The 25385-nt window shown below is 57.4% G+C and carries 18 protein-coding genes; 9 read left to right on the forward strand and 9 right to left on the reverse strand.

Going from position 1 to position 25385, the window contains the following annotated elements; translation table 11 throughout:
• The first annotated feature begins 186 nt into the window (after positions 1 to 186).
• The gene (locus RBB62_RS03375; RefSeq protein WP_309397047.1) at positions 187 to 1617 is read left to right on the forward strand and encodes a hypothetical protein; all 1431 of its coding nucleotides are present in this window, start codon (positions 187 to 189) and stop codon (positions 1615 to 1617) included.
• A gap of 271 nt (positions 1618 to 1888) precedes the next feature.
• On the opposite strand, the gene RBB62_RS03380 is transcribed toward RBB62_RS03375, so the two are convergent.
• Both RBB62_RS03380 and RBB62_RS03385 read right to left on the reverse strand, forming a co-directional pair.
• Entirely contained in the window at positions 1889 to 4144 is a 2256-nt protein-coding gene (locus RBB62_RS03380) for an ABC transporter permease subunit (protein WP_309397049.1), read from the reverse strand.
• 5 nt (positions 4145 to 4149) lie between these two features.
• Entirely contained in the window at positions 4150 to 5979 is a 1830-nt protein-coding gene (locus RBB62_RS03385) for an ABC transporter substrate-binding protein (RefSeq protein ID WP_309397051.1), read from the reverse strand.
• Between the two features lie 193 nt (positions 5980 to 6172).
• Here RBB62_RS03385 and RBB62_RS03390 point away from each other — a divergent pair, with 193 nt between their 5' ends.
• A complete protein-coding gene (locus tag RBB62_RS03390) occupies positions 6173 to 8797 on the forward strand; it encodes a family 16 glycosylhydrolase (RefSeq protein WP_309397053.1) in 2625 nt (874 codons plus the stop codon).
• Positions 8798 to 8849: 52 nt separating this feature from the next.
• Here the strand turns inward: RBB62_RS03390 and RBB62_RS03395 are convergent, their stop codons facing one another.
• The 4 genes from RBB62_RS03395 to RBB62_RS03410 form a co-directional block, all read right to left on the reverse strand.
• Positions 8850 to 9809 carry a Gfo/Idh/MocA family protein gene (locus tag RBB62_RS03395; protein ID WP_309397055.1) on the reverse strand — a complete coding sequence of 320 codons (960 nt, stop codon included), beginning with the start codon at positions 9807 to 9809 and terminating at the stop codon, positions 8850 to 8852.
• A gap of 461 nt (positions 9810 to 10270) precedes the next feature.
• Positions 10271 to 11791, reverse strand: coding sequence for an ankyrin repeat domain-containing protein (locus tag RBB62_RS03400; RefSeq protein WP_309397057.1), 1521 nt, complete (start codon positions 11789 to 11791; stop codon positions 10271 to 10273).
• Between the two features lie 178 nt (positions 11792 to 11969).
• The gene (locus RBB62_RS03405; protein WP_309397059.1) at positions 11970 to 13535 is read right to left on the reverse strand and encodes a YifB family Mg chelatase-like AAA ATPase; all 1566 of its coding nucleotides are present in this window, start codon (positions 13533 to 13535) and stop codon (positions 11970 to 11972) included.
• A gap of 86 nt (positions 13536 to 13621) precedes the next feature.
• Positions 13622 to 13828 (reverse strand): hypothetical protein, encoded by a 207-nt coding sequence (locus RBB62_RS03410; RefSeq protein WP_309397061.1) that lies wholly within the window; start codon positions 13826 to 13828, stop codon positions 13622 to 13624.
• Between the two features lie 270 nt (positions 13829 to 14098).
• Between RBB62_RS03410 and RBB62_RS03415 the strand changes: the two genes are divergently transcribed.
• The 6 genes from RBB62_RS03415 (at position 14099) to RBB62_RS03440 (ending at position 19949) form a co-directional block, all read left to right on the forward strand.
• Complete coding sequence (locus RBB62_RS03415; RefSeq protein ID WP_309397063.1) at positions 14099 to 14713, forward strand: YiiX/YebB-like N1pC/P60 family cysteine hydrolase; 615 nt, start codon at positions 14099 to 14101, stop codon at positions 14711 to 14713.
• A 48-nt stretch (positions 14714 to 14761) separates the two neighbouring features.
• Positions 14762 to 15706, forward strand: coding sequence for a Gfo/Idh/MocA family protein (locus RBB62_RS03420; protein ID WP_309397065.1), 945 nt, complete (start codon positions 14762 to 14764; stop codon positions 15704 to 15706).
• Between the two features lie 47 nt (positions 15707 to 15753).
• Positions 15754 to 16023, forward strand: a complete 270-nt coding sequence (locus RBB62_RS03425) for a hypothetical protein (protein ID WP_309397067.1) — start codon at positions 15754 to 15756, stop codon at positions 16021 to 16023.
• Positions 16024 to 16173: 150 nt separating this feature from the next.
• Positions 16174 to 18117 carry a mechanosensitive ion channel family protein gene (locus RBB62_RS03430; RefSeq protein WP_309397069.1) on the forward strand — a complete coding sequence of 648 codons (1944 nt, stop codon included), beginning with the start codon at positions 16174 to 16176 and terminating at the stop codon, positions 18115 to 18117.
• Between the two features lie 100 nt (positions 18118 to 18217).
• Complete coding sequence (locus RBB62_RS03435) at positions 18218 to 19099, forward strand: sulfotransferase domain-containing protein (RefSeq protein WP_309397071.1); 882 nt, start codon at positions 18218 to 18220, stop codon at positions 19097 to 19099.
• Positions 19100 to 19235: 136 nt separating this feature from the next.
• A complete protein-coding gene (locus RBB62_RS03440; protein ID WP_309397073.1) occupies positions 19236 to 19949 on the forward strand; it encodes an IS630 family transposase in 714 nt (237 codons plus the stop codon).
• A gap of 322 nt (positions 19950 to 20271) precedes the next feature.
• Here RBB62_RS03440 and RBB62_RS03445 read toward each other — a convergent pair whose 3' ends face one another.
• On the reverse strand, positions 20272 to 21609 hold the full coding sequence (locus tag RBB62_RS03445; RefSeq protein ID WP_309397075.1) for a thymidine phosphorylase: 1338 nt from the start codon (positions 21607 to 21609) through the stop codon (positions 20272 to 20274).
• A 363-nt stretch (positions 21610 to 21972) separates the two neighbouring features.
• Between RBB62_RS03445 and RBB62_RS03450 the strand changes: the two genes are divergently transcribed.
• Positions 21973 to 23469, forward strand: coding sequence for a trypsin-like peptidase domain-containing protein (locus RBB62_RS03450; protein ID WP_309397076.1), 1497 nt, complete (start codon positions 21973 to 21975; stop codon positions 23467 to 23469).
• 89 nt (positions 23470 to 23558) lie between these two features.
• Here the strand turns inward: RBB62_RS03450 and gnd are convergent, their stop codons facing one another.
• On the reverse strand, positions 23559 to 24566 hold the full coding sequence (gnd, locus tag RBB62_RS03455; RefSeq protein WP_309397079.1) for a phosphogluconate dehydrogenase (NAD(+)-dependent, decarboxylating): 1008 nt from the start codon (positions 24564 to 24566) through the stop codon (positions 23559 to 23561).
• Positions 24557 to 25384: a polysaccharide deacetylase family protein gene (locus RBB62_RS03460; protein ID WP_309397081.1), complete on the reverse strand. Its 828-nt coding sequence runs from the start codon at positions 25382 to 25384 to the stop codon at positions 24557 to 24559. The genes gnd and RBB62_RS03460 overlap by 10 nt, the downstream gene beginning before the upstream one ends.
• Position 25385: the final 1 nt, after the last annotated feature.

The following is a 25385-nucleotide window of genomic DNA, read 5'->3' on the forward strand; positions in this document are numbered from 1 at the left end:
GATTATTCAAATTAAGCACTTGATACGAGATTTGGCGAGCAAATTTTCAGACGCCACCCAAATATGAACAGTCACGAGCGGACCAGGTCTGATTAGTGCATGCCAATCCCGATTCGATGCAGTCGAAGGCCCTTTGGTTTACCGCCAGCTAAGTTATAGCTATACTATCCCTATAACCCAATAGTTATGAAAATTCCCCTAATCACCCCCACCCTCCTTGCCGCGAGTTTAGCTGTTGCCGTGCCAAGCGACTACTTTGCCCAGCCTACCGAAAATCCGGCCAAGCGCGAGTGGCAGCCAGCAGAGCCCGCCTTCCCACCGCTATCGACAATCACCGCCCTGCCCTGTCAGGATCGCCCGGTGTATGGCATTTACTTGTGGGGCGGCGAATACGAGCGCGCCTACAAAGAGATCAACAAGATGGGCGTGAAGTCGCTGCGTATCGCCGGCCCCGCCTACGAATCCGACGAGGCCCTGATAATCGCCGCCCGCAACGACGTGGAAGTCATGTACACCGTCGATAACCAATGCGTCTGGCCGCAATACCGCGAGAAGCGCAAGCGCCCGGCATTTGAATCGGACGAGGAATACATCGCCAGCATTAAGAAGACCTACGCTGCCTTCCTCGATAAATATGGCCCCAACGGCACGCTGTATGAAGGCACGGGGCTGAAGTCGCCAATCTCCGCGATTGAAGCACTCAATGAGCCTAACTATCAATATGTCATCCCCGATCGCGAACCGCGCGCGGAAGTCGAGGCGGAGCGCGAAGCTTTGTATGCCAAAGTATTGCCAGCCGTGGCCGAAGTCGTCCACAGCCATCCGAACGCGCTGCCCATCGTCGGCTTTTCCTGCGGCGGCGGTGGGGCCACCAGCGCAGACTACCGCTTTGTCGAAGGCGTCTATCGCGACGGCGGTGACGCCATCGCCCAGACCTACGACATCTTTTCGACACACCCCTACACACACGGCGCTCCGATTGAAGCCAACAAGCTGAAGAAATGGGGCGCCGTTAACGTGGCCAAAAACACCATGCGTATGCGCGAGCTTCTGGAGTCACATGGCGGCCTCAAGCCCATCTGGTGGACTGAGGTTGGACACGAAATCAGCTCAGCCTCGGGCGGCCGCTACAAGGACGAGCCCAAACACACAAGCATACGCGTGAGTGATGACGAAAATGCCGCGCACGTGATCCGCACCTACCTAATGGCGATACGCCTGGGCGTGCAGCGCGTCTTCATCATGCACCTGCACGATACCGACGGCTACAATGGCGGCTTCATGGCACGCTCAGACTTCGAGTGGCGCCCGGTTGCTTACGCGACCAAAAACATCACCTCGCTCATGCCGAATCCCAAGCTGACCGGCGCACAATCGGACGGCCAAGACAACAGCTTCATCTACGAGTTCATCAGTGACCACAAGACTGGCAACAAAACCAACACCGTCGTCGCCTGGAACGTCCTCGGACCGAAGCAAGTCGAGATCGACGTCGACGCCAGCGGCCAAGTTTCCATCTACGACCTCGTCGGCAACGAAAAGAGGCTGCCCGTCAAAAACGGCAAGGTCAGCGTGGAGATCGGCCCGTATCCAATCTACATCAAGACCAAAGGCTAAGACTCCCCCAAGCTTTGCATTGCAAAGTTAACCTGAGACAGGCGTCAAATGGCGCCTGTCCTTTTTGCGTTTATCGAATACGCATCCATCAAAGGTTGCGGCATATCTAGCCTGTCATGAGCGGAATCGAATTGGAGACTGCGCACTATCTGCAGTGAGGCAACGTTGCGGCTTGTCTGGATACTGCGCCCTACCCCATTTAGCTGGATAAGCCATTTGCCCAATGGGCAAATCCAGATGCAAGGCATCTGCCGGTGCAGCGGGACGCTGCCTATTGGGTTTTCATTTTGGGGTCGACGATGTCGCGGAGAACGTCACCCAAAACGTTGTAGGAAACCACGGTTACAAAGATCATGAACCCCGGTGTGAGCAGCCACCAGAAGTTGAGAAACAGCACCTTCATGTCACTTTGCGATTGCTTAAGCATCAGCCCCCAAGAAGCCGACGGCTCCTGAATGCCAAGCCCCAAGAAGGACAGTGCAGCCTCACCCAAGATGTATCCGGGAATCGATAAAGTTGCAGCAACCAGAAGGTAGCTGGCGAGATTAGGCAGAATGTGTTTGTAGAGAATCTTCCATGCCGGTTGGCCCATGCTTTCAGCGGCCATCACATACTGACGACTGCTGACCGAAAGCGTCATACCGCGAATCACACGCGCAGCGCCAGCCCAGCCAATGATCGATAAAATAATGATGATCGCCAAATACACCTGCCCGGAAGAAAAGCCTGGCTGAAACAGCGCCGAGCGCAACGCGAGCAGCAGATACAGCCCCGGAATCGATAGCAGAAACTCCACCACACGCATGCCAATAAAGTCCACCGATCCACCAAAGTAACCCGCCAAGCCACCAACGATAAAACCGAGTGTCAGCGTGATGGAAATGCCGATCAAGCCAATCGTCAGGGAAATTTGCGAACCATAGAGCAAGCGTGAAAAAACATCACGCCCCATGTTGTCGCTGCCCAGCAAGTAGACGCGCACAGTCGGATCATCTGACTGCACGCCAAAGCATTTCACACTAACCGGGATAAAGCCCAAAACCTTCGACGGCTCCTCTGCCTCAACAAAAAACTCCAGCGGATAGCTTTTGCCTTCGACAGGCTCATATCGACTCACCGCACGGTCGACATTTTCGTATGCTTGCACGCGAAAACCACCGTCCCAAAAGATCGCCGTCGGTGGATGGAAAGACTGCGAGAGGTTGTTTTTACTAACCGAATAAGGTGCCAAAAATCCGGCGAATGCAGCTCCAAAATACAATACGAATAAAATAATCGCCGCCGTGAGGCCCAATGGACGCCTTAACAAAGATCCACCTAGACGCTTAAAGAGTTGAAATGCGATATAGGCTACCATTGCCAGGCAACAAATCACGATGAGCCCGCCGATAATGATCGCGACCCACTTCAAGACACCGAGCAATGCGGGAATCGCACCCGGCGCAAAAGCTTCGATCGCAATTTCGAGCATGACCACGCCAATGACCACCGCGGAAAGAACCGCTAGGCGCAGAGGGCTAAAGGACTTGCTGCGCGAGCCAGCCTCACTCAAACGCACCCGCGGGTCCGACCAGGCCAAAAACATATCTGCAAGCAAGTTACCCAAGACGAGCATGATTACCGAGATCATTAGCGCAGCCATGACCACGTATTCGTCTTCCTCCAGTAGCGACTGAAAAATCAACTGTCCAAGGCCCGGGTAGTTCATCACGTTTTCCACCAACAAGGCACCGGAAAGCAAACTGGAAAATGCAAAACCCAGCGAAGTAATTAGCGGGTTAATCGCGTTGCGCAGCACGTGCTTGAACATCACGACTTTTTCACTCAGACCTTTGGCGCGCGCAGTCGTGGCAAATTCCTGCCGCATGAAGTCGATGAAATTAGCGCGCATGACACGCATCATGCTAGCGACACTGCCGACCCCAAGAACGAGCGTTGGCAACATCAAGTGGTAGGCATAGTCGGCGAGCTGCATGCCCATCGGATAGAACTCACTGCCGATCGCACTGCGCCCGCCAACCGGGAACCACCCCGTGACTGCCGCAAAATACACCGCCAAAATCGCCAGAAAAAACTCCGGTATCGACAGTGCAGCATATGCCAGTAGCGCCGACAAACGATCCCAAATCGAGTCTTTGTAAATAGCCGCCAGAACCCCCAGCGGAATGGCGACCATCCAGGCAAATGCGATGGAGGTCATCGAGAGGATCAACGTTGCCGGCAGGCGTTGCATGATCAGTGTCAGAACCGGTATTCGGTAGGTGATGGACTCGCCCAAATTGCCATGCATGAGGTTACCCAACCAGGACGCATAGCGCACATACCAACGCGTTGGTTCACCCTCGGAGTCAACGAGCGAATACTGCTGCTCCAGGCGCTGAACGACCTCTTGTGGCACATCGGGCTGTGCACGCAGCTTCGTCAGCACATCGCCCGGCGAAATATACATGAGGACGGACGCCAATAAGGTCACCGCAAGGATGAGCGGGATCAGCGTTAGCAGGCGTCTAAGGATGTAGCTGAGCATATTGGTTATTTCTCCGGTTCGTCCTGAGGCTGATCGGTCCAGATTTCTTCAATATTCCAAGTCGTAATGCCAGCGGCCGGGATGCGAATATTGCGCCAGCGGTTCTGCACGCCTACATAGCTCTCGACAGACGCGAGCATGATCATCGGGCACTCCTCAGCAAGGATGGCCTGTATCTCGTGCATGAGCTCCTGTCGACGCTTCAAGTCGAGCGTGGACTCCTGCTCATAGAAAAGATCATCAATGCGGGCTTCCCATTCAGTAGCCGGCGTTTCCTGTCTGGGATTCCAAATGTGGTAAATGCCCGAGCTAAGGTATAGCGCCTTACTGCCCGAGGGATCGTATGCTGCGGAGCTGGAGCCCCAGCCAATCACTGCCGCCTCATAGTCGTAAGTGTAATCCATGCGCCGAATGAGCGTTGCGAAATCGATGGGCACGATATTCAGCGTCACGCCGATGTCCGACAGGTTTTCCTTGTAGGTCACTACCATGTCTTCCCAGGCACTGGAACCAGACGGGATGAGCAAGTTGAACTCCACCTCATTGTCCTCGGGGCCCATCAGCTTGCCATTGGGGCTCCACTTAAAGCCGGCTTTGGTCAGCAGCTCGCGCGCCTTATCGGGGTTGTAGCGATATTTGCGAACGTCGTCATTATACCAGTCGCCCTGTGCCTTGGCGACCATGGAGTCGAGCGGCTGCCCACGCCCGAAGAAAATGGCGTCAATCACAGCCTCGCGGTCGAAGGCGTAAAACATCGCTTGGCGGAACAGCTTGTTGTTAAACCAAGCCTGCTTGTAGGGCTCGACGTAGGGCTTGCCCTCTTCGTTTTCCCCAGGCTTGAGGTTAAACCAAATCATCGACACCGACGTCGACGGCCCACGCTCATAGATGGAGAAATTATAGAGTTCTTCATTGTCCTTCACCCACGGGTAATCAGTCGGCCCAATACCGGCAATGCTGGTCTGTCCCGTCGCGAATGAAATGATCGACGTATTCGAGTCACCAACGAATTTCAGGATCAGACGATCCAGATAAGGTAGTCGCTGGCCTTTGGAATCAACCTTCCAGTAGTGCGGATTGGGCTTTAAAATCAGGCGTTCCCCGGGGCGGTAGCTTTCCAGCACGAAGGGGCCGGTGCCGACGATTTCAGACGGATTTTCAATCCCGGTCTGCGTCGACCACATCTTCATAAATGTGCGATCTTTGTCCGATGCCTCCAGCTTGTGCTTGGGCAAAATAGGCAGGCTCATAATATCAAACATGAACGGCGCATAAATGTCGGGCGTACGAAAGCGGACCGTATATTCATCCACTTTCTCGCACGATAAGGCACCATGCTCGTATTGGAAATCTGAGTACTGCCGCGTTGGATAGCGGGGAGTTTTTTCTCCTGTTTCCGGATCAACATCTTCAGCGAGGATCAGATTGAAGGTGAACGCGACATCGTCCGCCGTAAAGGGCGCGCCATCAGACCACTTAATGCCTTTGCGCAAATGAAAGGTGTAAGTCTTTTGATCATCGCCAACTTCCCAGCTCTTGGCCAATGCGGGCACGACTTTCATTTTCTTAGGATCAAAATCAGTCAACCCGGCAAACATACGACTGATGATGACTGATGTCGTGAGGTTATTCGGAACCAGATAATTGAACGTGGTCGGCTGCGAACTTTCCGAAGACACAAACAAACCGCCGTATTCGCCAGGAGGCGCTTCCGAGACCATCGCTTCATCCGGAATTGGATACTCACCGCGGATAATTGGAGGCGGCGTGGTGTCGCAACCCGCCAACAGAGCGAGCAGGCAAAATAAAATACTGATGAGACGTGGCTTGTTCAACGTCGCCCAAAGAAAAGACCCTCGCGCATAAAGGCAAGTAAACGCTGCGAGTTTCCGCGCTCGTTGAATACTGACTGATTAAGGTTTCAGAACGACAGCATGGCCAGTCGGGCGCGATATGCGCATACTCTCAGGCATACCCTTAACTCGTGGCACCGTGCCAACGAATCCAGCTAACCTCATAAAAACCCCTATGCTTGTATCTACCCGTGATCGACTTCGCCGGGTGCCGCTCTGGCTCTGCTCGGCCACCCTCGCGCTGAGCGCCGTAGCCTCACCACCCACCAACTACGAGCTCGTCTTCGAGGACGAGTTCACCGGCTCCTCCCTCGACCCCTCCATCTGGCACATCGACGAAGGCGCGCGCAAAGATGCGATCAATGTCGCCGACGCAATCGAAGTCTCGAACGGCCAACTAACCATCTCCACCTGGACCGAAGACAACCAAACCGGCACGGCCAACGACGTCCACCACACCGGCTTCATCACCACCAACGATCTCTTCCTGCACCCCTTTGGCTACTTCGAGGCCAGCATCCGCTTCGACCAGGGGGCCACCGGCGCGTGGCACGCCTTCTGGCTCATGCCCGGCGGCAGCACCCCGATTTGGGGAACGCCCGATGCTGAGACTGGCGCGGAAATCGACATCATCGAATACCGCTACACGCGCAAGGTGACACCCATCGACCTCACTGCTGATATGCACTGCGCGCTCCACTGGAACGGCTACTACGGCGGCCACCAGAAAACTGGCACGGACCCCGACCCGCAGCCGCTGAATAACGGTGACTCGCTGATGGACGGCCAGTTCCACACCTACGCGGTGCTCTGGACGCCCGAAAAATACGAGTTCTACTTCGACGGAACCAAGGTTTGGGAAACGACCGATGGCCTTTCCTTCGCCTACTCCAACATCATCCTGAGCTCCGAAGTCGCGAGTAATGTCAACTGGGCCGGCGTTACGCCGGAGGGCGGCTATGGCGCAAAAGGCGCCAGCACGAATCCGAAGTTCACCGTCGAGTATGTGCGCGTTTATAATCTAAAAGACAGCGTTTCCGGCCAAGCCGCGTTTAACAGCGACCCCATCCCCGGCACACTCGAAGCGGAAAACTTCGACGTCGGTGGCAAAGGCGTTGCCTACTATGACAAGTCCGACAGCGGCCCTGGCACGAACACCACTTACCGCAGCGGGGAGGATGTGGATATCGACGCCGATGCCTCCGCCAGCAACGGCTACTACGTTTCCGAGCCCAGCGTTAATGAATGGCTTGAATACACGATCTCCACCACGCAGCCCGGCTACTACAGCGCCTCGGTCGACATCGCCCGCGTGCAGGACACCAGCGACAATTCCGACAACGGCATGATGCTCTTCTACGCCAACGGCGAACAACTCGGCCTCAACCGCACGGACGACACAGGCGGCTGGACAAGCTTTGCAACGCAAAGTATTCCATCATACCTTTACCTGCAAAGCGGCGACACCTTTACCGTGCGCTTCGAAAACAGCCGCGACATCAACTTCGACGCCATTCATTTCGACTACCTCGGCACCAAGGCCGACGCCCGCGAAGGTGAATCCGCCACGCTCAGCGGACCGACCATCATCGGCTCTGAGCTCTGCTCCGGCAGCCAATTCATCACTGGCTTTGGTTCCACAACCACCGTCCACACCGCGCAATTTGACAACGTCGATGGCTTCAACGACGGCGGAGATGTCACCATGACACTACGCTACAGCTGGTACAACACCAACGTTAACAAGACCACCGGCGTCAAGGTGAAGGTCAACGGCGCATACCTCCAGAACAACGGCAGCGATCTGCTCATCCCGTTTGTCAGCACTGGCAGTTGGAATCATTGGAAGAACATCACCCTGACACTCCCCAACATGCTCGCTGGCGCCAACAACACCGTCATTCTTGAATCCAACGCCATCAGCAACCAGAACATCCGCGTCGATTCCGTGATCTTCACCCGCGACGAACCGCTGCCCGTAACCGGCGGTGGCCAAATCACCACGATCGAAGCGGAAGACTCCGGCAACATCATGCTCGGCAACCCCGGCAACGAAGCCTACGTAGCGACTCACGCCAACGCATCCTATGGCGCCTACGTCAAAGGCCTCAACAAATCCAATGCCGGCGTCGAGTTCCCGAGCATCACGGCAGGCAGCGGCCAGGCGACGATCACTATCTACTACGCCAATGGCTCCGGTGCCTCCTCCAACAAAGCCCTCGAAGTCAACGGCGTCTCGCAGGATGTGACGTTTCCCGCCACCTCCTCGTTGACAGACTTCAGCGGCTCGGTCCAAGCCACCGTCACCCTAACCGGCAGCGATAACATAAAAATCTATCGCAAGCACAACGACAGTACCGACGGCGCGGCCCTGCGCATCGACTACATCGTCATCGAAACCACAGCCACAGCCAGCATCGATGAATACACCGAAGCCGAAGGCCTGGAGTTCGGCCAAGCCATCCAGGGCACGCACGCCAATGCATCCAACGGGGCTTATGTAGACCGCTTCAACAAGTCTGCATCCGGCATCGAGTGGATCGTCACGGCACCCGCAGACATGCAAGCCACGCTGACCATTGGCTACGGCAATGGCACTGGATCGGAATCACTCAAAATGCTAAACGTCAATGGCGTCGACACCCTGCTAACCTTCCCCACCACTACCGGCTGGAACGACTACTCCGGCGTCTTCCAAATGACAATCGATCTACAAGCGGGCAGTAACGTCATCAAGCTCTGGCGCGACGGCGCAGGCATCGACTCACTGCGTGTCGACTGGCTCAGCCTCAGCAATTGATCTACACAAATGGACCCTCATAAAACGCGGCATCCTAGGTTGCCGCGTTTTATCATGAGGCGCGATGAGCATCCAACACACGGTCAGTCAGGAGACCATCTCGACCAGACGTTTCATTTGGCGCGCCATCCAGCAACACGGATTCAATGTGGCGCATTAAGCCAACATGCGGCGCGACATCGGGAGCACAGGCAAAGTTCTCTTCTCCCGCTTTGCATCGCAAAGTAAATTTTCCACTGTCCAAGCTATCGGTTCGAATTTCGCCCAGCGTTCCTGAGAGCACAAATCGATCAATAAAACTTTGCGACGCAAAGTTCCCAACAAACACAGCTTGCCCGCCACCATCATACGTCACCAGCATCGTCGCTAAATCTTCTATCAGCGAGTCTTCGTGCAAACGACGCATAGCGCCATGCATGGCCGCTGGGTCGCCTAGAAAGTCGTTCATCAGATCAATGCGGTGCGCCAGAATATCCACAAACAACCCGCCCCCGGAAACCTGCGGATCGACACGCCAGCCGTGCTCTTTCCCCGGCCGATACGGCATGGAATATTCGGCCTGCCCATGAATCAACTCGCCGAGGGCGCCGCCAGCAATCAGCTCGCGCATCTTTGCCACGTGCGGATGAAAGCGCCGGTAGTAGGCCACGAACAACTCCACCCCCGCGCGCTCGCAGGCATCGATCATCGCTTGCGAATCCTCCGCCGTCATGCCCATCGGCTTCTCCACCAGCACGTGATGCCCACGCTCCGCCGCCGCGATCACGTAGTCCTTATGGCGACTCGGCGGCGTAGCGATGTAGACGATATTGACGTCCTCGCAATTCAGCACTTCGTCCGCATCATCCGTGCGCAGCGGCACATCATAAGCGTCCGCAAATGGCGTCAGTTTGGCGACGGCACGACGCATGACCGCAGAGATGCGACTACGCGGGCACAACGCAATCGACGGACCGCTTTTCTTTTCCACCACATCGCCACAACCGATAATCCCCCAATTAAGTTCATGCATAAACGGGAACCCTAGCGAGCTCCCGCCCCTTGGCAACATCGGGCTCGTTTCCATATAAAATCACACCGCCTGTGCGATTATTCAGCACCGACGCTGCTAAACCTTAGCGCAGCCTGTGTCATTACTTAGCACTGCCTGTGCTAAACCTTAGCAGCGGTCGTGCGATGACTCAGCACCACCAGTATTCCGCTGAGGCATAGCCCAACATCCCGAAAATGGCTCGATTTCACCAGCTCCGCGCCGGTTCCTCGGTTAGGAACTGTCAGTTCCCAAGGCAGGCAACGCCCACTGGAGGGCAACGCTTCGTCGTTGCCGCATTAGGTGGGATCAGATTTTCGGGGAGGCAGAGTGGCCAGCAGGTTGCGGCAACGACAAAGCGTTGCCCTCCAACCAAACAACCTGTCGAGCGGGACGCTGGATACTCACGCCGCATCGCCGCAACCATCCGCTCTTCGGGCGCGCTAGTGTGGTGCCAGCCAGTGCTTGCGGTAGCACTCATCCAAAGCCTCGTGACCAGTGGGCATCCAGCTTGGGTCGAGCGGCGCCCCTGCATTGAGCAGAAGCTTGGTCACAGCAACGTGATCGCGCGGCTTGCCCGTTTCCCAACCATACTGGGCACCATGGTTACAGGTCATCAGTGGCTGGCCGCCAAACTCATTACGAGCCGTTAATGGCGGATTCGGATCACGCTCAAGCAGCAGCGCCACCACCTCCGCATAACCATGGAACGCAGCGCGATCCAGCGGAGTGGATTCATGCACGCCGCGCGCATGCGGATCGAGTCCGATATCCAACATCAACTTCACCGAATCCAAGCGACATTCCCACGCGGCTTCCGCCATGAGACGACTCCCATTCGCCAGTGTGCGCATGGATTCCGGCGCACGCGTCAGGAGCTTTTTCGCAGTGACTTCATCTGCCCGCCAAAGCGCATCCAAAAAGACAACCGATTCCGGACTATGGGCATTCAAAAATGCCTCCACCTCTTTATGCTTTAGCCGACGCGCCAATTCCAAAGGAGCTGCCACCTTCAACTGCCAAATATAAATGTGGCCGCCTTCATCATTCGCGTAAGGCGGCAAGCCGATGCGATGCTCCAAACAAATCGGATCTTGCTCGATACACCGTTGCGCCAGTGCGACATCGTTAAGCATCACGGCCATAAACAAGTCGGGCGTGGTGCCAAGACTGAGCAAATGACGACACAGGTTCGGCTGACCAACCAAATATTGCGCGGGCGTAGCAGTGTGGTCCACATCGCGCGCATCCAGGTCCGCGCCATATTGAACCAATAGATCGATCACCTCCGTGCTCGCGGCCACGTGCAACGGAGTTTGCCCGTCGCCTCCTCGCGCCCGGGCGAGAGCGGGATCGGACTCCAACATCGCACGCAGTTCATTGACTAAGTTTAGCCGCGCCGCCGCAAACACAGTCAATGACGCGCCGAGCTCAAGCAGTTGCGGCAAGAGCTCGGGCTTGGCTTGGTCGAGCAGTGTAAAGCCACCGCATTTCCACTGGGTTGCGCTGTTTAAATCCGCCCCGAACTCCTTGAGCATCGCAAGAAACTCCAGGTCATCAGCCACGGCATGCACCGCCATGGAATCAAAAGAAAACAGCGGAGCATTGATCTGGGCCCTCACCGCTACATGCGACTCCAAAAGCGCACGCGCAGCGGCAAGGTCACGTCGCTTGACCGCAGCAACGAATTGCTCAACTGGCGTCTGCGTGAGGGACTCGATTTTCAGCTTCAGCTTCGCCCACGAGGCAAAGCCATAACCGCGCGCAATGACCAACTGAGCGTCGAGCAGCTTACTCTCGGCCGGAGTGGGCGCTTTCGGGTGAAGCGCCCGAATGCGTTCAACCGCGTCTGGTTCATTTTTCCAATATGCCCTCAGCAATTGCTTGGCGCGCTTTTGTTGCTGCTCCCAATTGGGCTTAGCAGGTAATGGGCTGACCCATTGGGGATCCGGTGATTGTTTCATGACTTACCTCCTTGGCAGCTTACTGCCTGATGGTTGATTGCCGGACGCCCGCGAGCCGACGAGAAGGTTCGCCATACCAAAGATGACTGTGGATACTACAGGTGGGCGTAGCCCTTTCCGCGGACGAGGATGCTGCCTGAAACAACGCCGCCGATGTTTGAATGCACGAAAATTTATGTCAATAAAACAAACGGCGGTCGAGACTGCGGTATTGGATGGCCTCCAGCAAATGCACAGTCTCGATCGATGCCGCGCCGGAGAGGTCGGCGATTGTGCGGGCCACTTTTAAAATGCGGTCGTAGGCACGGGCACTGAGCTTTAGCTCTTCCATCGCTTGTTGAAGCAGATCGCCTTGCTCGCGGTTGATCGCGCAATGCTGGCGAATCTGCCGATGGCTCATGCGCGCATTGCAGGCCGTCAAGCGACTGCCATTTTTATCGGACAGAAAACGTCGACCCTGCACGCCGCGGGCTTCCATCACGCGCTCACGCATCACGGCTGAGCTCTCGCCCTTCTCGGCGGAACGAAGTTCCTCAAAAGTCAAAGCCGGTGCCTCGACGTGCAAGTCGATACGGTCCAGCAAAGGACCCGAAATACGACTGCGGTAGCGCTGAATCGTCGTCGGGTTACAGCGGCATTCGTGGCGGTTGTCTCCGAGGTAGCCACACGGGCACGGATTCATCGCCGCCACGAGCATCAAAGCGGCTGGGAGCGTTACCTTGCCCGCGCTGCGGGAGATCGTCACGTCGCCATCTTCGAGCGGCTGGCGCAGCACCTCGAGCGTAGAGCGCTTAAACTCCGGCATCTCATCGAGGAACAGCACCCCGTGGTGCGCGAGGGAAATCTCACCCGGGCCTGGGTTCGCGCCGCCACCAATCAAACCCACGTCACTGATCGTGTGATGCGGCGAGCGGAAAGGCCGCGCAAAGCAGCGGTTCTCGTCTTTAAAACTCACACCCGCGGCCGACTGCACCGCGAGGATTTCCAAATATTCGTCGAGCGTGGGCTCGGGCATGATCGTCGGAATGCGCTTCGCGATCATGCTCTTGCCACTGCCAGGCGGGCCGACCAAAAGGAGATTATGCCCACCAGCGACCGCGATCTCCACCGCACGTCGCACCGTATGTTGGCCTTTGACTTCAGAAAAATCGATCCAGTGCGCGGCGTCCGGCGGTTGGCGAAACGGGCTCTGCTTGGAGTCAAGTGGCTGCACACTCAGCTCGCCTTCGATTAGTCGGACGGCTTCGTCGAGCGAGCGCACGGGAATGACTTCGACGTCTTCCACGAGCGCAGCTTCGTCCGCCGACTCCGGCGGCAGGATCACGCCACGCTTACCCGTCTGCCGCGCTAGCATGGCCAACGCCAACCCTCCTCGAATAGGGCGTAGACCTCCGGACAAACTCAGCTCGCCAGCAATGATGTATTGGTCGAGAAAGCCAGCCAGCTTCTCGTCACCGATCTGCCGCGTAGCGCCGAGCATGCCCAGCGCGATGGGCAGGTCATACATTGGGCCCTCCTTGCGAATGTCACCCGGGGCCAGGTTGATCGTGGTCCGCGTTTCCGGGTTTTTAAAGCCGGTGTTGCTCAGCGCAGAGCGCACGCGATCAATGGACTCCTTAACGGCGGAGTCTGGCAGCCCCACCATAAATACCTTGGGATCACCGTGTTCACCCGCATTGACCTCCACCTGTACGGAATGTGCGTCAATACCCAGCAGGGCTCCAGATTGAATCGTAGCGAGCATGCCGCGTTTTATTATAGCGTATCCAAACGAGCACAAGCATTATCCATGAAAAACTGGCCACTTGCCAGATTCAGGCACTGAATGCGTCACTTACGCTCCACTTTAACCAGGCGCTCCATCGCGCCATCGAAGTTACTGAACCACTGCGGGTTGGTCTTAAAGATCCAAATTGCAGCGAGCACGCCGATCAAAATAACGCCAAACCAACCGGTCTTCTTCACAAAAAGCCCAGTAGCAATCACCCCACCGATGACCAAAATCACCGGCAAGTATTGTTGCAGGTCAGCATTCACGAGTAAAGATACTGTTTAAACACGTATTTGAGTCAAGGTTCTCAACCCCTCAATTTTTTATCAGTAGATTGCCGTATGGCAAAACCTGGGGTAACCATAGAAATCCTCCTTACACGAACCGACATTTTTTGAACACCACTGGAGGTTTCCCGTCAAATATAGATAGGGCAACGGTTGGAAGCATCGCCTATCCACTTTTACAATCATTTGTCCTTCAATTACTTAACAATTAAGCCATCAAATTGGCCCGACAAACGCAACCACACCAGCATGGACCTAACACAATTACCACAGCCGGGCTCGCTGCAAAACGGCGACCTCATCTTCATCGCCGTGCCAAGCTTTCTGTTTCGCGCCGTCGCAGCCGCCAGCATGAGCTGGACGTCTCACGTCGGGATGATTCTCCATGACAAAGAGGGGACGCCGTGGGTCTACGAAAGCGCCATTCCGCGCGCACGCCGCGTCTCGCTGGAATCGTTCATTGCCCGTAGTGACAAGCGCCGCTACGCCATTACCCGCCCGACTGCGCCTCTGACTGAAGCCCAAGGCCGCGCCCTCCACCGCGCAGCAGAGTCCCGCCTAGGCCGCTGGTATGACATCGGTTTCGACCTCGATGGACGCCGACTCTACTGTTCGAAATTCGTCCAGGAATGCTATCACGAAGCCACCGGACGTCGCATCGGAGCCGAGGTGACCTTCCGTGAGCTCCTCGCCGCCAATCCCGACCACGGCCTCAGCTTTTGGCGCTGGTGGTTTGCGGGCCTTATTCCGTGGGACCGCCGCACCGTCTCCCCCGGCAGCCAGCTCGAAAGCCCGCAGATGGAGCTGCTCATCGACACCGGCGCGGACGACGACGCAGCTGAGCCGTTGTTGAAAGCGAGCTAAATCAAGACTTGCCTAGCCAATCACGATTGGGAACTTTCATAAGCCCCCATGAAAAAAATCGGCCTTATTGGCGGTGGGGCTCACTCCCGCGCCAATCACCTCCCCTCCCTGCAACGCTACGTTTCCGAGCATCCCAGAGTCATTGAGCTGTCTGCCTTTTGCGACATCAACCCGGAGGTCGCGCAGAACACGGCCGCCGAGTACGGCTTTGCGCGCAGCTATACGAGCATCGATGACATGCTCGCCAACGAAGCGCTCGACGGCGTCATCGCGATTACCCCGGTTAAGTTCACCAAGGCGATCGCCACGCAAATCATCGAGGCAGACATTCCACTGGTCATTGAAAAACCGCCCGGCGTGGACGTGCCCGAGGCCCAGGAAATCTGCGACCTCGTTGCCGCGAAAAACGCCCGCGTGATGGTGAGCGTCAACCGCCGGTTCGACCCCGCTCTCGTCGCCGCCAAGGAGTGGATGGCCAGGCGCAAAGTGGAGTTTTTCCGCGCAACGATGTTCCGCAAGGACCGCACCGAACCGCAGTTTTTCTCCGAGACCGGCCTGCATGTGGTCGACGCCATGCGTTGGTTTGCCGGAGACATCGCCGATTACCAAGTGACCACGCGGGATGTCAACGGCGTCATCTGGTATCGCGTGGACATCCAGTTCGCGAACGGCGTCGCAGGGCTCCTCGAAGTTTACCCAACCGCTGGCATGCGCGACGAGGCCTACGAATTTTTCGGCGACCGCTTCCGTGTCCACACCAGTAATGGCGAGATGAGCACCGGCGAGTTCATGGCTTGGGATGACGGCGCGAAAGTCATCCACACCGAGCCCGGCAAGGACCAGCCCGGCTTCATCAAAAACGGCTCCTACGCCGAGACCGCGGAATTCATCGCAAGCCTCGTCGAAGACCGCCAACCCACGCCCACGCCTCGGGATGTGTTGCCATCGCTGGAACTTTGCTGCGATATTTTACGATTGAACACTACATGCTGATAGGCTAGCCATTATCAGCCATGCAGGCACATGATTCCCCACCCCAAATGTCCAGCAATGCCATCGGCATAGGCGGTTTCATCATCTTTCTTTGTGGCGTGTTTTTGCCGTTCATGGGCTTGGAGCAGAACCAATCCGACGCACTGCCGCTGATGATGAGCGGCGTCTGCATCATCGTTGGCCTTGGGCTGCTAGTGCAGGCGATCAAACCGCGGCTACTCAAGTTCTACATTCTCGGGCTTTGTGGACTAGGAATCTGCGCAGGCGTGCTCTTCGTGATGTCTTACGCTACATTTCAGGTACACCCGACAGAATAAACGTCCGGCAGCGGTGCCACTACCGTTGAGACAGCGCGTAACTCACCCTGACTGCGAGCACGAAGCGACCCAAACGGCTTGCCATATTTCTTATTAAAAAATTGCGCTCAGCGGTTAGGAAGCGTTAGATAAGGTCGATACCTTACTACAATGAAGCTGCTATTTTCATTACTGTGCCTGTCTGTGTGTGTTTTCACCTATGCGCAGGAATCGGCGGTCGACCTCGGCGAAGGGCCCAACGACACCAGCGTGACCTCTAACGAGTCCACTTCCGACCAATACAAACGAGCGCACCTCGGCGCACTCGATTACGTCGACCAAAAACTCGCGGCCGACAACCTCATCGACCAGATGACCACTTTTGCCTCGGACACGCGCAGCCCGCGCGCAACGCTCGAGAGCTTCTTCTACCTGGCCGACAGTTACTACACCCTCATCAACGCAGACGGCGTTACTTGGGATAATGAGGACGACCTCGACAACATCGCCAACGAGCTCGCCGACCTCTTCGACATGGACGACATCCCGGAGAATTTTCAAGCCGAAGCCGCCATCGAAGCCACCGTCTACATGTGCGAGTACCTCTCCCGCCGAGGCCTGCCGCCACTCAGCGAGATCCCCGATGAGGACGAGATGGCCAAGGCCGTGCGCGAAGGTCGCCTGGGCGTTTACCGCATTCCGGACACGCCTATCGAAATTGCCCGAATCAACCACGGCGACCTCGAGGGCCACTACCTCTTCGTCAACACCACGCTCGACGACGCGCTCGACCTCTACAACCAGGCCGCCAACTACCCCTACCTGCGCGATCAGTTCAAGGGCTTTTACGACCTCTACTTCCTCACCTCGGGCCCCATGATTCCCACGCGCTTCATCCGCGCCCTGCCCGACTGGATGAGCACCGATATCTACGAGCAAACCATCTGGCAATGGATCCTCACCCTGGCGACCTTCACTGTCATGTTCGGCGTGCTCTACGTGGTACACATCAGCATCAAGCGCATCACCAAGGACATGGGGCCGCTCGCAGTGAACGCGTTTTCGATGATTCGTCCACTGCTCGCCATTGGCCTGACCAAGGCCGTAATTTACTTCCTCGACGAGCAGGTGTTCCTGACCGGCGAAGCCTGGCAGCTCATCGTCACGATCTCCGACATCATTGTACTCGCGGCAAATATCACCATCATCGTGGTCATCGGCAGCCTCATCGCCGAACTCGCCCTGAAGTCGGAAAAAATGTATGCCGACAGCCACCGCATCGACCAATACCTGATCCGCCTCGGCATCCGCATCCTGAGCATTGTCATCGCAATCGGCGTGCTGATCCAGGGCTTGCAAGCACTGGGCTTCTCCGGCGCCACCCTCCTCGCCGGGGCATCGGTATCCGGCCTGGCCGTGGCCCTCGCCGCGCAAAGCACGCTCAAGAATGTCTTTGGCAGTATCATGCTGGTGCTCGATAAGCCATTCGTAATCGGCGAGCGCATCATCACCGGTGGGGTCGATGGGATCGTCGAAGAGATCGGCTTGCGCTCCACCCGCATTCGCACGCTCGACGGCCACCTCGTCTCCATCCCGAACGACGAGCTCTCCAGCGCCGAGATCGAAAACGTAGGTCGCCGCCCCTACATCAAGCGGCTCTTCAACGTGGGCGTCACCTACGACACCACACCGGAAAAAATTGCCGAGGGCATGCGCATCATCGAAGACCTCCTGGCGCACCACGAAACCCAGCCCACCGCAGCCGATGAGCAAAAGCTCGAAGAAGCCAAACAGGAAGCCGCCGAGGCCGACGCCGAAGCCGCCGAAAAAGCCGAGGCTAACGACGAAGACGCCCCCCCGAGCAACGCGTCCATCAACTATCCAGACTTCGCTCCTCGCGTCTTCTTCGACAAGATGAACGCCGACTCGCTCAACATCATGGTGCTCTACTGGTATCACCCCGCTGACTATATGGAGTATCTCAAGCACGCCACTTGGGTGAACAGCGAGATCCTTCGCCGCTTCAACGCCGCGGGCATCGAGTTCGCCTTCCCCACGCAAACCATCGTACTCCAAAACGCGAAGGCCTCGCTCGACGAGCAACCGGCGCCCTAAGCCTGAGGCTCGCAGCGACCAGCGGTTGACGGCCTGCCGCGAGCGAAAAAGGCCTCGCCTTACCAAGCCGCCCGTACAGGATTCTGCACCCAAGCAAATCATGGCCAGCATCTCAATCCAGAAGAGCGATCTGCGTTACTGTGAAATCGACGGCGAGTCACTGTCGAGTAACGCTTTCCCCGACTTCCTCATCGTCGGCCCACAGCGTACTGGCACAACTTGGCTTGCCGAAAACCTCGCGGTGCATCCGGAGATTCTCTTCAGCACCCCCAAGGAAATGTTCTACTTCAATCGCCTTACCCAACCGGACCACCCGCAGTTTGAAACGCGCAGCCTGGAGTGGTATTTGGACTACTTTCGCCTCTCGCCCAAAGAGCGCCTGTGTCGGCAGATAGCCTACTTCCGCTACTACAAGCAGCTCTTCCGCATCAAAGCCATTGGCGAAGGCACCGCCAGTTATGCCGCCATGCTGCCCCCTGAGACGATTGACGAAATACTCACACTCAACCCCGAAATCAAAGTCATCATCATGCTCCGCAACCCGATAAAACGGGCGTGGGCGCATTTGAAAATAGACATCTCCAATCAGAGCCTCTACAACGCGAAATACCGCACCATTGAGGACATTCCGTCCGCGGAAGTTGAGGCGTTCCTCACCAGCGACTACCAGCGCGGCTGCGGCAATTTTTCTGCAATACATTCCCTCTGGAAAAGCAAAGTTGCCACCGGCAACTTGTTCGTCGGGCTCTTCGATGACTTGCGCGACAACCCCGAGCAACTCCTGCTCGACACCATGCGCTTCATTGGTGTGCAGGCACACGAAAAATTTCTCACGCATCGCATGGGCAAAGTCGTGTCCCCCACCGACAAGAAAAACGACAAACGCGCACTACCAGAGCGATACGAAGCAATCCTACGCGATCTCTTTGCCAACGAAATTGACTGGGTAAACCAATTCGCCGGGCGCGCGCTCAAGAACTGAGGCACCCGCTCGGGCATCATCGCGGCACCAAGCTGCGACATACAACACTGTTAGCAGCGTCTCACTGGAACACCGCTGTGCAAGCTCAGCAGCAGCTTGAAAGTCATTTTGGCCGTCGCTTTAGCTACAAAACGGTTTGGCGCTGGTTAAAAAAAGTGGCTGGGGTGCTGCGGGTGGTCCGGTCCGCCAACGCGTCCGGTCTTTGTCGCTTCGCTCGGAACCGCGCCCCGCCCACGAAAAGAGGAACCCGATCAAAGCCGAAAAGTTTAAGCGCTCGTTTTATGGCAAACTGAAGGCGTTGCTGATTCGTAAGTCGTTGCCAGTCAAGGTGTGGGTCACCGACGAGAGTCGTTATGGACTGCTACCAAGCCTGCGTCGGGTCTGGACGCTCAAAGGGCATCGTCCGCACAAGCTATGGCAGAGCAAATACACGTGGAGCTACTGTTACGGGGCGCTCGACATCGTCGATGGCGAAGCTGTTTTCATCCAAACCCCGAGCGTGAATCTCGACTGGACACAGGCCTTCCTGGAACAAATCAAGGCTGAGTTTCCCGAGCATCAGCACGTTGTTGTGAGGGACGGTGAGGGCTTCCATCCGAGCGAAGACGGCCACCCGAAGATCCCCGAGGGAGTCCACACGATCATGCTGCCAGCGTATAGCCCAGAGCTCAATCCGATCGAGAAACTCTGGGATCTCATCCAAGATCACACCGCCAACCAACTGTGGCCAAGCACCGAAACCCTAGGCCAAGTCGTCGCAGCACACCTAGAAGACTGGTGGGCAGACAAGAGGCGGGTCATCAAGCTCGTTGGTAATGGATGGGCACGCGCTTCAGCAAATGCTTCATGAAACTTCATAACTCACGATACTAGTGAGATGTGGTATAACTCAAATACATCATCGCGGAGCCCTCACAGTCCTCCACGCGCGCTCTGCGAACATCGAAAAGCAACAAACGATCATCTGCAGCGTGGAAACAGTCTGCTAATCGAAGTGGCCTTATGATTAAACATGCATTCCTCGGTAAATGACGATGAACCGCAAAAAAGCCCCCGGTCATTTCTGGCCGGGGGCTTTTGCTGTAAACTATAAACATCTCCTTTCGCTAACCTCACCGTGCGACCAAACTTTGGGCGCTGCGATGCGGAGCATCGAGATTCCTAAGCTGCGCTTAGGCGACGCGTTCGACGATGAGCTCGGGCGGATTCGGGCGCTTCGGCGCCAGGCGGTAAGCGCTGCGCAGGTATTCGAGGGCGCTATCCAGCTTGGACTCGTCGTTGTAGTGGATCATCATGAGCGGCTCACCCTGCTTGACCTGGGTGCCCACCTTCTTGATTTCCGATACGCCGACGGCTGGATCATACTTGCCGTTCTTCTTCTGGCCGAGGATCTGCACGCCGCGGGCAATCTGACCGGCGTTGATCGTGTGGACATAGCCACGCTTCGGAGCCGGAAGCTTACGCACATATTTGGCGGTCGGCATCTTTTCCGGATCGTCGATGAAGCTGGTGTCACCGCCTTGGGCTTCGAGCATTTCCTTAAACTTTTCGAGCGCGGAGCCGTCCTTAAGATGCTTTTGCACGGTCTGCTTGGCCGACAGAGTCGAGCCAGCCACACCGGCGAGGCGGACGATTTCCATACCGAGCTTGAGCACGAGCTCTTGCAGGTCTTCCGGGCCTTCGCCCTTGAGCAGTTGGACGGCTTCGAGCAGTTCCAGACCAGTGCCGACGGTGTCGCCGAGCGGTTGGTTCATGTCGGTGACCAAGGCCACGCAACGGCGCTTCATGCTGCGACCGACGCGGGTGATGCTGCGCGCGAGTTGCTTGGCCTGCTCGACGTCCTTGATGTAGGAGCCATTGCCCCACTTGACGTCGACCACAAGACCTTCCGCGCCTTCCGATAGCTTCTTCGACAGCACGCTGCCGGTGATGAGCTGGAGGCTCGGGATGGTGGCCGTGCTCTGGCGCAGGTTGTAAAGGATGCCATCGACCGGTGCGATTTCCGGGTGCTGGGAAACGATCGCGCAGCCAACAGTGTCGAGCTGCTTGATGAAGTCCTTCAGGTCCATATCGGGCTTGAACTTCGGCACCGCACTGAGCTTATCGAGATTGCTGATGACGAAATTTTCGTCGACCCCGTTCATCGCAGGCATGATGACCCCGCAAGCAGCGGCCAAAGGCGCGAGCACGAGGGTTGTTTTGTCGCCAACGCCGCCAGTGGAATACTTGGCGATCTTGGGACGCGTTAATTTTGAAAGGTCAATAACCTCGCCGGAGAGCATCATCTCTTCTGCCAGAACAGCCGTTTCCTGAGCAGACATGCCCTGGAAATAGATGGCCATAGCCAATGCGGCCATTTGAAATTCGGGCATTTCCTTGTCGAGAATCGAGTCGACAATGAAGCGAATTTCTTCGTCCGTGAACTCGCCCCCGTCGCGTTTTTTCTCAATAAGGTATGAGAAAGAGGGCTTAATGAACTTGCGAGAAGCCAATAACGATTTCTGCGCCATTGATATTTTAGATAGCTTGTGAGTTGATTGAGCGCTACTGCGCGTAAACCTTCTATAGAGGCGTAAAACCGGCTTCCTGTCGAGCTTTTTCTGGTAAAACCCCCAGCTCGGCGGGTCATTTTGTCGCCAATCACTCGATTCCGAGAGAATTTTGAGCAGGATTCCATCATCAACGAAACCTTGGGCGCAAATCATTGTCCCTTATCGCACATACATTTGCGGACGCCGACCACCCTTCACACTTGCGAGCTCCCAAACTTGCACCCAGGCGCCGATCGGGTATATTATAGCGATCCCAAGCATCGGCACTCGCTGGGGACCATGATTATCCCAGAGCCAGACGACTAATTTCCAAAAAGCATCATGAAACGTTCCCTCCAGCTCACCCTCGCATTCACGATAACTGCGGCGTCGGCGATTGTAGCCGGGTTCGCCGCCAATCAACTCGCCGCCAAAGACGACCTGCCGCCGGCTAAAGTCGAGCGCGACGCCTCGCCGCTCGACCGCAACGGGCCGCGCATTGTCAGCTTTGCCGACGTGCTGGAAGACGTCACGCCCGCCGTAGTCAGCGTCCACACGTCCAGCTACGCCGAGCTTAGCCGCCAGGAGCGCATGCTGCGCCGCTACTATCGCATGGACGAAAACCCGACAGTCCAGGGCGTGGGCTCAGGCTTTGTCGTGACCGCCGATGGCTACGTGCTGACCAACAACCACGTGGTGTCGAGCGGCGGCAACAGCCAGGCCGACGAAGTCATCGTCAAGCTCGACGATGGCCGTGAATTCGAAGCCACCGTAGTCGGAGCCGACGCCTCCTCCGACGTGGCGGTGCTCAAGATCGACGTCGGCAGCGAGCAACTCCCCTTCCTGCCACTGGGAGACAGCGCACAGCTCCGCGTGGGCGACATCGTGTTTGCTGCGGGCAACCCACTGGGCATCGGGCTGACCGTTACCCAAGGCATCGTCTCCGCGCTCGATCGCACAGACCTCGGCATCTACAACACCCGCAACGGGCCCGGAATGGAAAACTTTATCCAAACCGATGCCTCGATCAACCGGGGCAACTCCGGCGGCCCACTAGTCGATGCCCAAGGCCGCGTAGTGGGCATTAACTCCGCCATCGCTAGCCCGACAGGCGGCAGCATTGGCATCGGTTTTGCCATCCCCATTAACTTCGCGGCCCGCATCATGGACAGCCTTGTCAACGACGGCGAGGTCCGCCGCGGCTTCATCGGCGTGCAGCTCGACCAGCTATCCCGCGAGCTCGCTCAGGCCTTTGGGCTCAGCAGCACCCGCGGCGCATTGGTCGTACGCGTGACGCCTGGCATGCCAGGCGCCGACGCCGGCCTTATGCATGGTGACATCGTGACCGCCGTCGACGGCCAGGGCGTAGACTCCGTTCAAGAGCTGATCTACCTGATTTCCAGCCGCGCGCCTGGCACAGAGGTGGGCCTTTCGGTCTTCCGCAGTGGCCAGCCGATAAAAATCAATGTCACGCTAGGCGACCGCGAAGCGTTGATTAATGGCTCTGCTCCAGCGCCCCAAACCCCAGCGCAGCCGCAAACTCATGCCAAGCCAGATACGCTCATTTCCGGGATCAGCGTGATGCCCATTTCGCCGCGCGACCGCTTGGAGCATAAGATCCCCGCCGACATCGACGGTCTGCTCGTTGCCGAAGTCAGCGAAAAATACAGCCAGATCCTTCAGCCCGGCACAGTCATCGAATCCATCAACGGAGCCCCCGTCCAGAGCTTCGATGAAGCCAAAGCCGCCCTCAACCCTGACGGAATGAACCGCCTCTACGTTTACTACGAGGACAGTTTCCGCTACGTCCCCCTCATCACCCCAAAATCAAAATCCTGAATGCCGATTGCTTCGCCAAGGCCCCTTGAGACGCACCCCAAGGGGCTTTGGTGTCAATGCGTGCTAAATGTGGGAGTCCGCCACTGCCCCTACTCCTTCTTCTCCAGGTGGCCGCCGAATTGGAAGCGCATGGCGGAGCAGACCTTGTCGGCGAAGGCGGCGTCTTCGCGGGAGCGGAAGCGCTCATACAACGCACTGGTGAGGACGGGCGCCGGGGTCGCCGACTCGATGGCGGCTTCGATCGTCCAACGACCTTCGCCGGAGTCCGAGACGCGGCCGGAGAATTTGTCCAGCTTGGGATCACCAACGAAGGAGGCGGCGGTCAAGTCGAGTAACCAGGAGGCGATGACGGAGCCGCGGCGCCAGACTTCGGAGATTTCGCCGAGGTCGAGGTCGTAGTCCAAGTCGCCGTGCATGGAGGGCGCAGTCTCGGCGTCGATCTCTTTGGACTTGGTGTCGCAGTTGGCGTTGCTGAGGATGTCGAGGCCCTCGGCGTAGGCGGCCATGATGCCGTATTCGATGCCGTTGTGGACCATTTTGACAAAGTGCCCGGCGCCGGCGGGGCCGCAATGCAGGTAGCCCTTTTGCGCGGTGCCGCCTTCGGGGCGGCCGGGGGTGGCCTCGACGTCACCCTCGCCGGGGGCGATGGTGGCAAAGATCGGGTCGAGGTGCTGGACGGCGTCCTTGGGCCCGCCAATCATGAGGCAGTAGCCGCGCTCCAGGCCCCAAACGCCACCGCTGGTGCCGCAGTCGATGTAGTGGATGCCGCGGGGGGCGAGCTTGGCGGCGCGGGCGCGGTCGTCGCGGAAATAGGAGTTGCCGCCGTCGATGACGATGTCTCCCTCGTCGAGGAGCTCGGCGAGTTCGAAGACGACTTTTTCGGTGATGGCGGCAGGGATCATGACCCAGGCCGCGCGGGGCTTTTCGAGCTTGTCGACAAATTCCTGGAGGGTGGTTGCGCCGACGGCGCCTTCCTTTTCAAGCGCGGCGATAGAGTCCGGGTTGGTGTCGAAGACGACGCAGGTGTGGCCGTTCTTCATGAGGCGGCGTACGATGTTGGCGCCCATGCGGCCGAGGCCGATCATTCCTAGTTGCATAGTAGTTCCTTCGTTGAGGTTGGAGTGGTGGTGAATTTGACTGGCGCGAAGCGGAATTGATCCTCCGTCGGCAGGATAAAGGCGTAGCCCTGCGCGCTGAGGCTCTCCAGCACGCCGGCAATGGCGGCCAGGCGGACGTTTCCCGCAACCTCGGGCCCCTCGTGCATGAGGATGATCGCGCCGGGGCGGGCCCGGTTGGCGACGTGGCGGATGATGGCCTGCGGGTCGCGGCCCAAGCCATCCCCACTGCGAATTGTCCAAGCCACGCAATGTAATTTGCGCGCCTTGAGGATGCCATTGAGCCAAAGGTTTTTAATGCCGACGGCCGGCCGAAAAAGGGTCACCTCGCCACGGGTTGCTTCGAGGAAGGGCAACGCGCGGTCGATCTCGGCCGCGGCGGCGCGGGGACCCATTCTCCAGAATGAAAAGCGCGGGTGCGAATAGGTGTGGCAGCCGAGCTCGTGGCCGGCGTCGCGGATCTGCTGGACCAGCTCCGGGTAGTGCGCGGCGCGTTCGCCAATGAGGAAAAACGTGGCGCGGGCCTGGTGCTTCGCCAACAGCTCCAGCAGGCGTGGGGTGTCTTCCGGATCGGGCCCGTCATCGATGGTCAGCCAAACGGCTGGTTGTTGCCCAGAGTCAAAAGCTGTCACGACATCGCACACGCCTTGCCACTGCGGAATGACCAGGTGCGCCACAGCAAGGCCGCCGCCACACAGAAAGAATACCGTCCAGCCGAGCAATGGCATATGCGCGCCCCAGACGATCAAAAGTCCAGTCAGCTTAAGCCCAATACACGCTGCCAAGAGCCGCCCTTTCATA

The organism is Cerasicoccus maritimus (assembly GCA_031296935.1).
Lineage (GTDB): Bacteria > Verrucomicrobiota > Verrucomicrobiia > Opitutales > Cerasicoccaceae > Cerasicoccus > Cerasicoccus maritimus.

Coding starts and splice junctions, on each gene's coding strand:
- RBB62_RS03375 (WP_309397047.1), top strand. CDS start 187: ATGAAAATTCCCCTAATCACCCCCACCCTCCTTGCCGCGAGTTTAGCT.
- RBB62_RS03380 (WP_309397049.1), bottom strand. CDS start 4,144: ATGCTCAGCTACATCCTTAGACGCCTGCTAACGCTGATCCCGCTCATC.
- RBB62_RS03390 (WP_309397053.1), top strand. CDS start 6,173: ATGCTTGTATCTACCCGTGATCGACTTCGCCGGGTGCCGCTCTGGCTC.
- RBB62_RS03395 (WP_309397055.1), bottom strand. CDS start 9,809: ATGCATGAACTTAATTGGGGGATTATCGGTTGTGGCGATGTGGTGGAA.
- RBB62_RS03400 (WP_309397057.1), bottom strand. CDS start 11,791: ATGAAACAATCACCGGATCCCCAATGGGTCAGCCCATTACCTGCTAAG.
- RBB62_RS03405 (WP_309397059.1), bottom strand. CDS start 13,535: ATGCTCGCTACGATTCAATCTGGAGCCCTGCTGGGTATTGACGCACAT.
- RBB62_RS03415 (WP_309397063.1), top strand. CDS start 14,099: ATGGACCTAACACAATTACCACAGCCGGGCTCGCTGCAAAACGGCGAC.
- RBB62_RS03420 (WP_309397065.1), top strand. CDS start 14,762: ATGAAAAAAATCGGCCTTATTGGCGGTGGGGCTCACTCCCGCGCCAAT.
- RBB62_RS03425 (WP_309397067.1), top strand. CDS start 15,754: ATGTCCAGCAATGCCATCGGCATAGGCGGTTTCATCATCTTTCTTTGT.
- RBB62_RS03430 (WP_309397069.1), top strand. CDS start 16,174: ATGAAGCTGCTATTTTCATTACTGTGCCTGTCTGTGTGTGTTTTCACC.
- RBB62_RS03435 (WP_309397071.1), top strand. CDS start 18,218: ATGGCCAGCATCTCAATCCAGAAGAGCGATCTGCGTTACTGTGAAATC.
- RBB62_RS03445 (WP_309397075.1), bottom strand. CDS start 21,609: ATGGCGCAGAAATCGTTATTGGCTTCTCGCAAGTTCATTAAGCCCTCT.
- RBB62_RS03450 (WP_309397076.1), top strand. CDS start 21,973: ATGAAACGTTCCCTCCAGCTCACCCTCGCATTCACGATAACTGCGGCG.
- gnd (WP_309397079.1), bottom strand. CDS start 24,566: ATGCAACTAGGAATGATCGGCCTCGGCCGCATGGGCGCCAACATCGTA.
- RBB62_RS03460 (WP_309397081.1), bottom strand. CDS start 25,384: ATGAAAGGGCGGCTCTTGGCAGCGTGTATTGGGCTTAAGCTGACTGGA.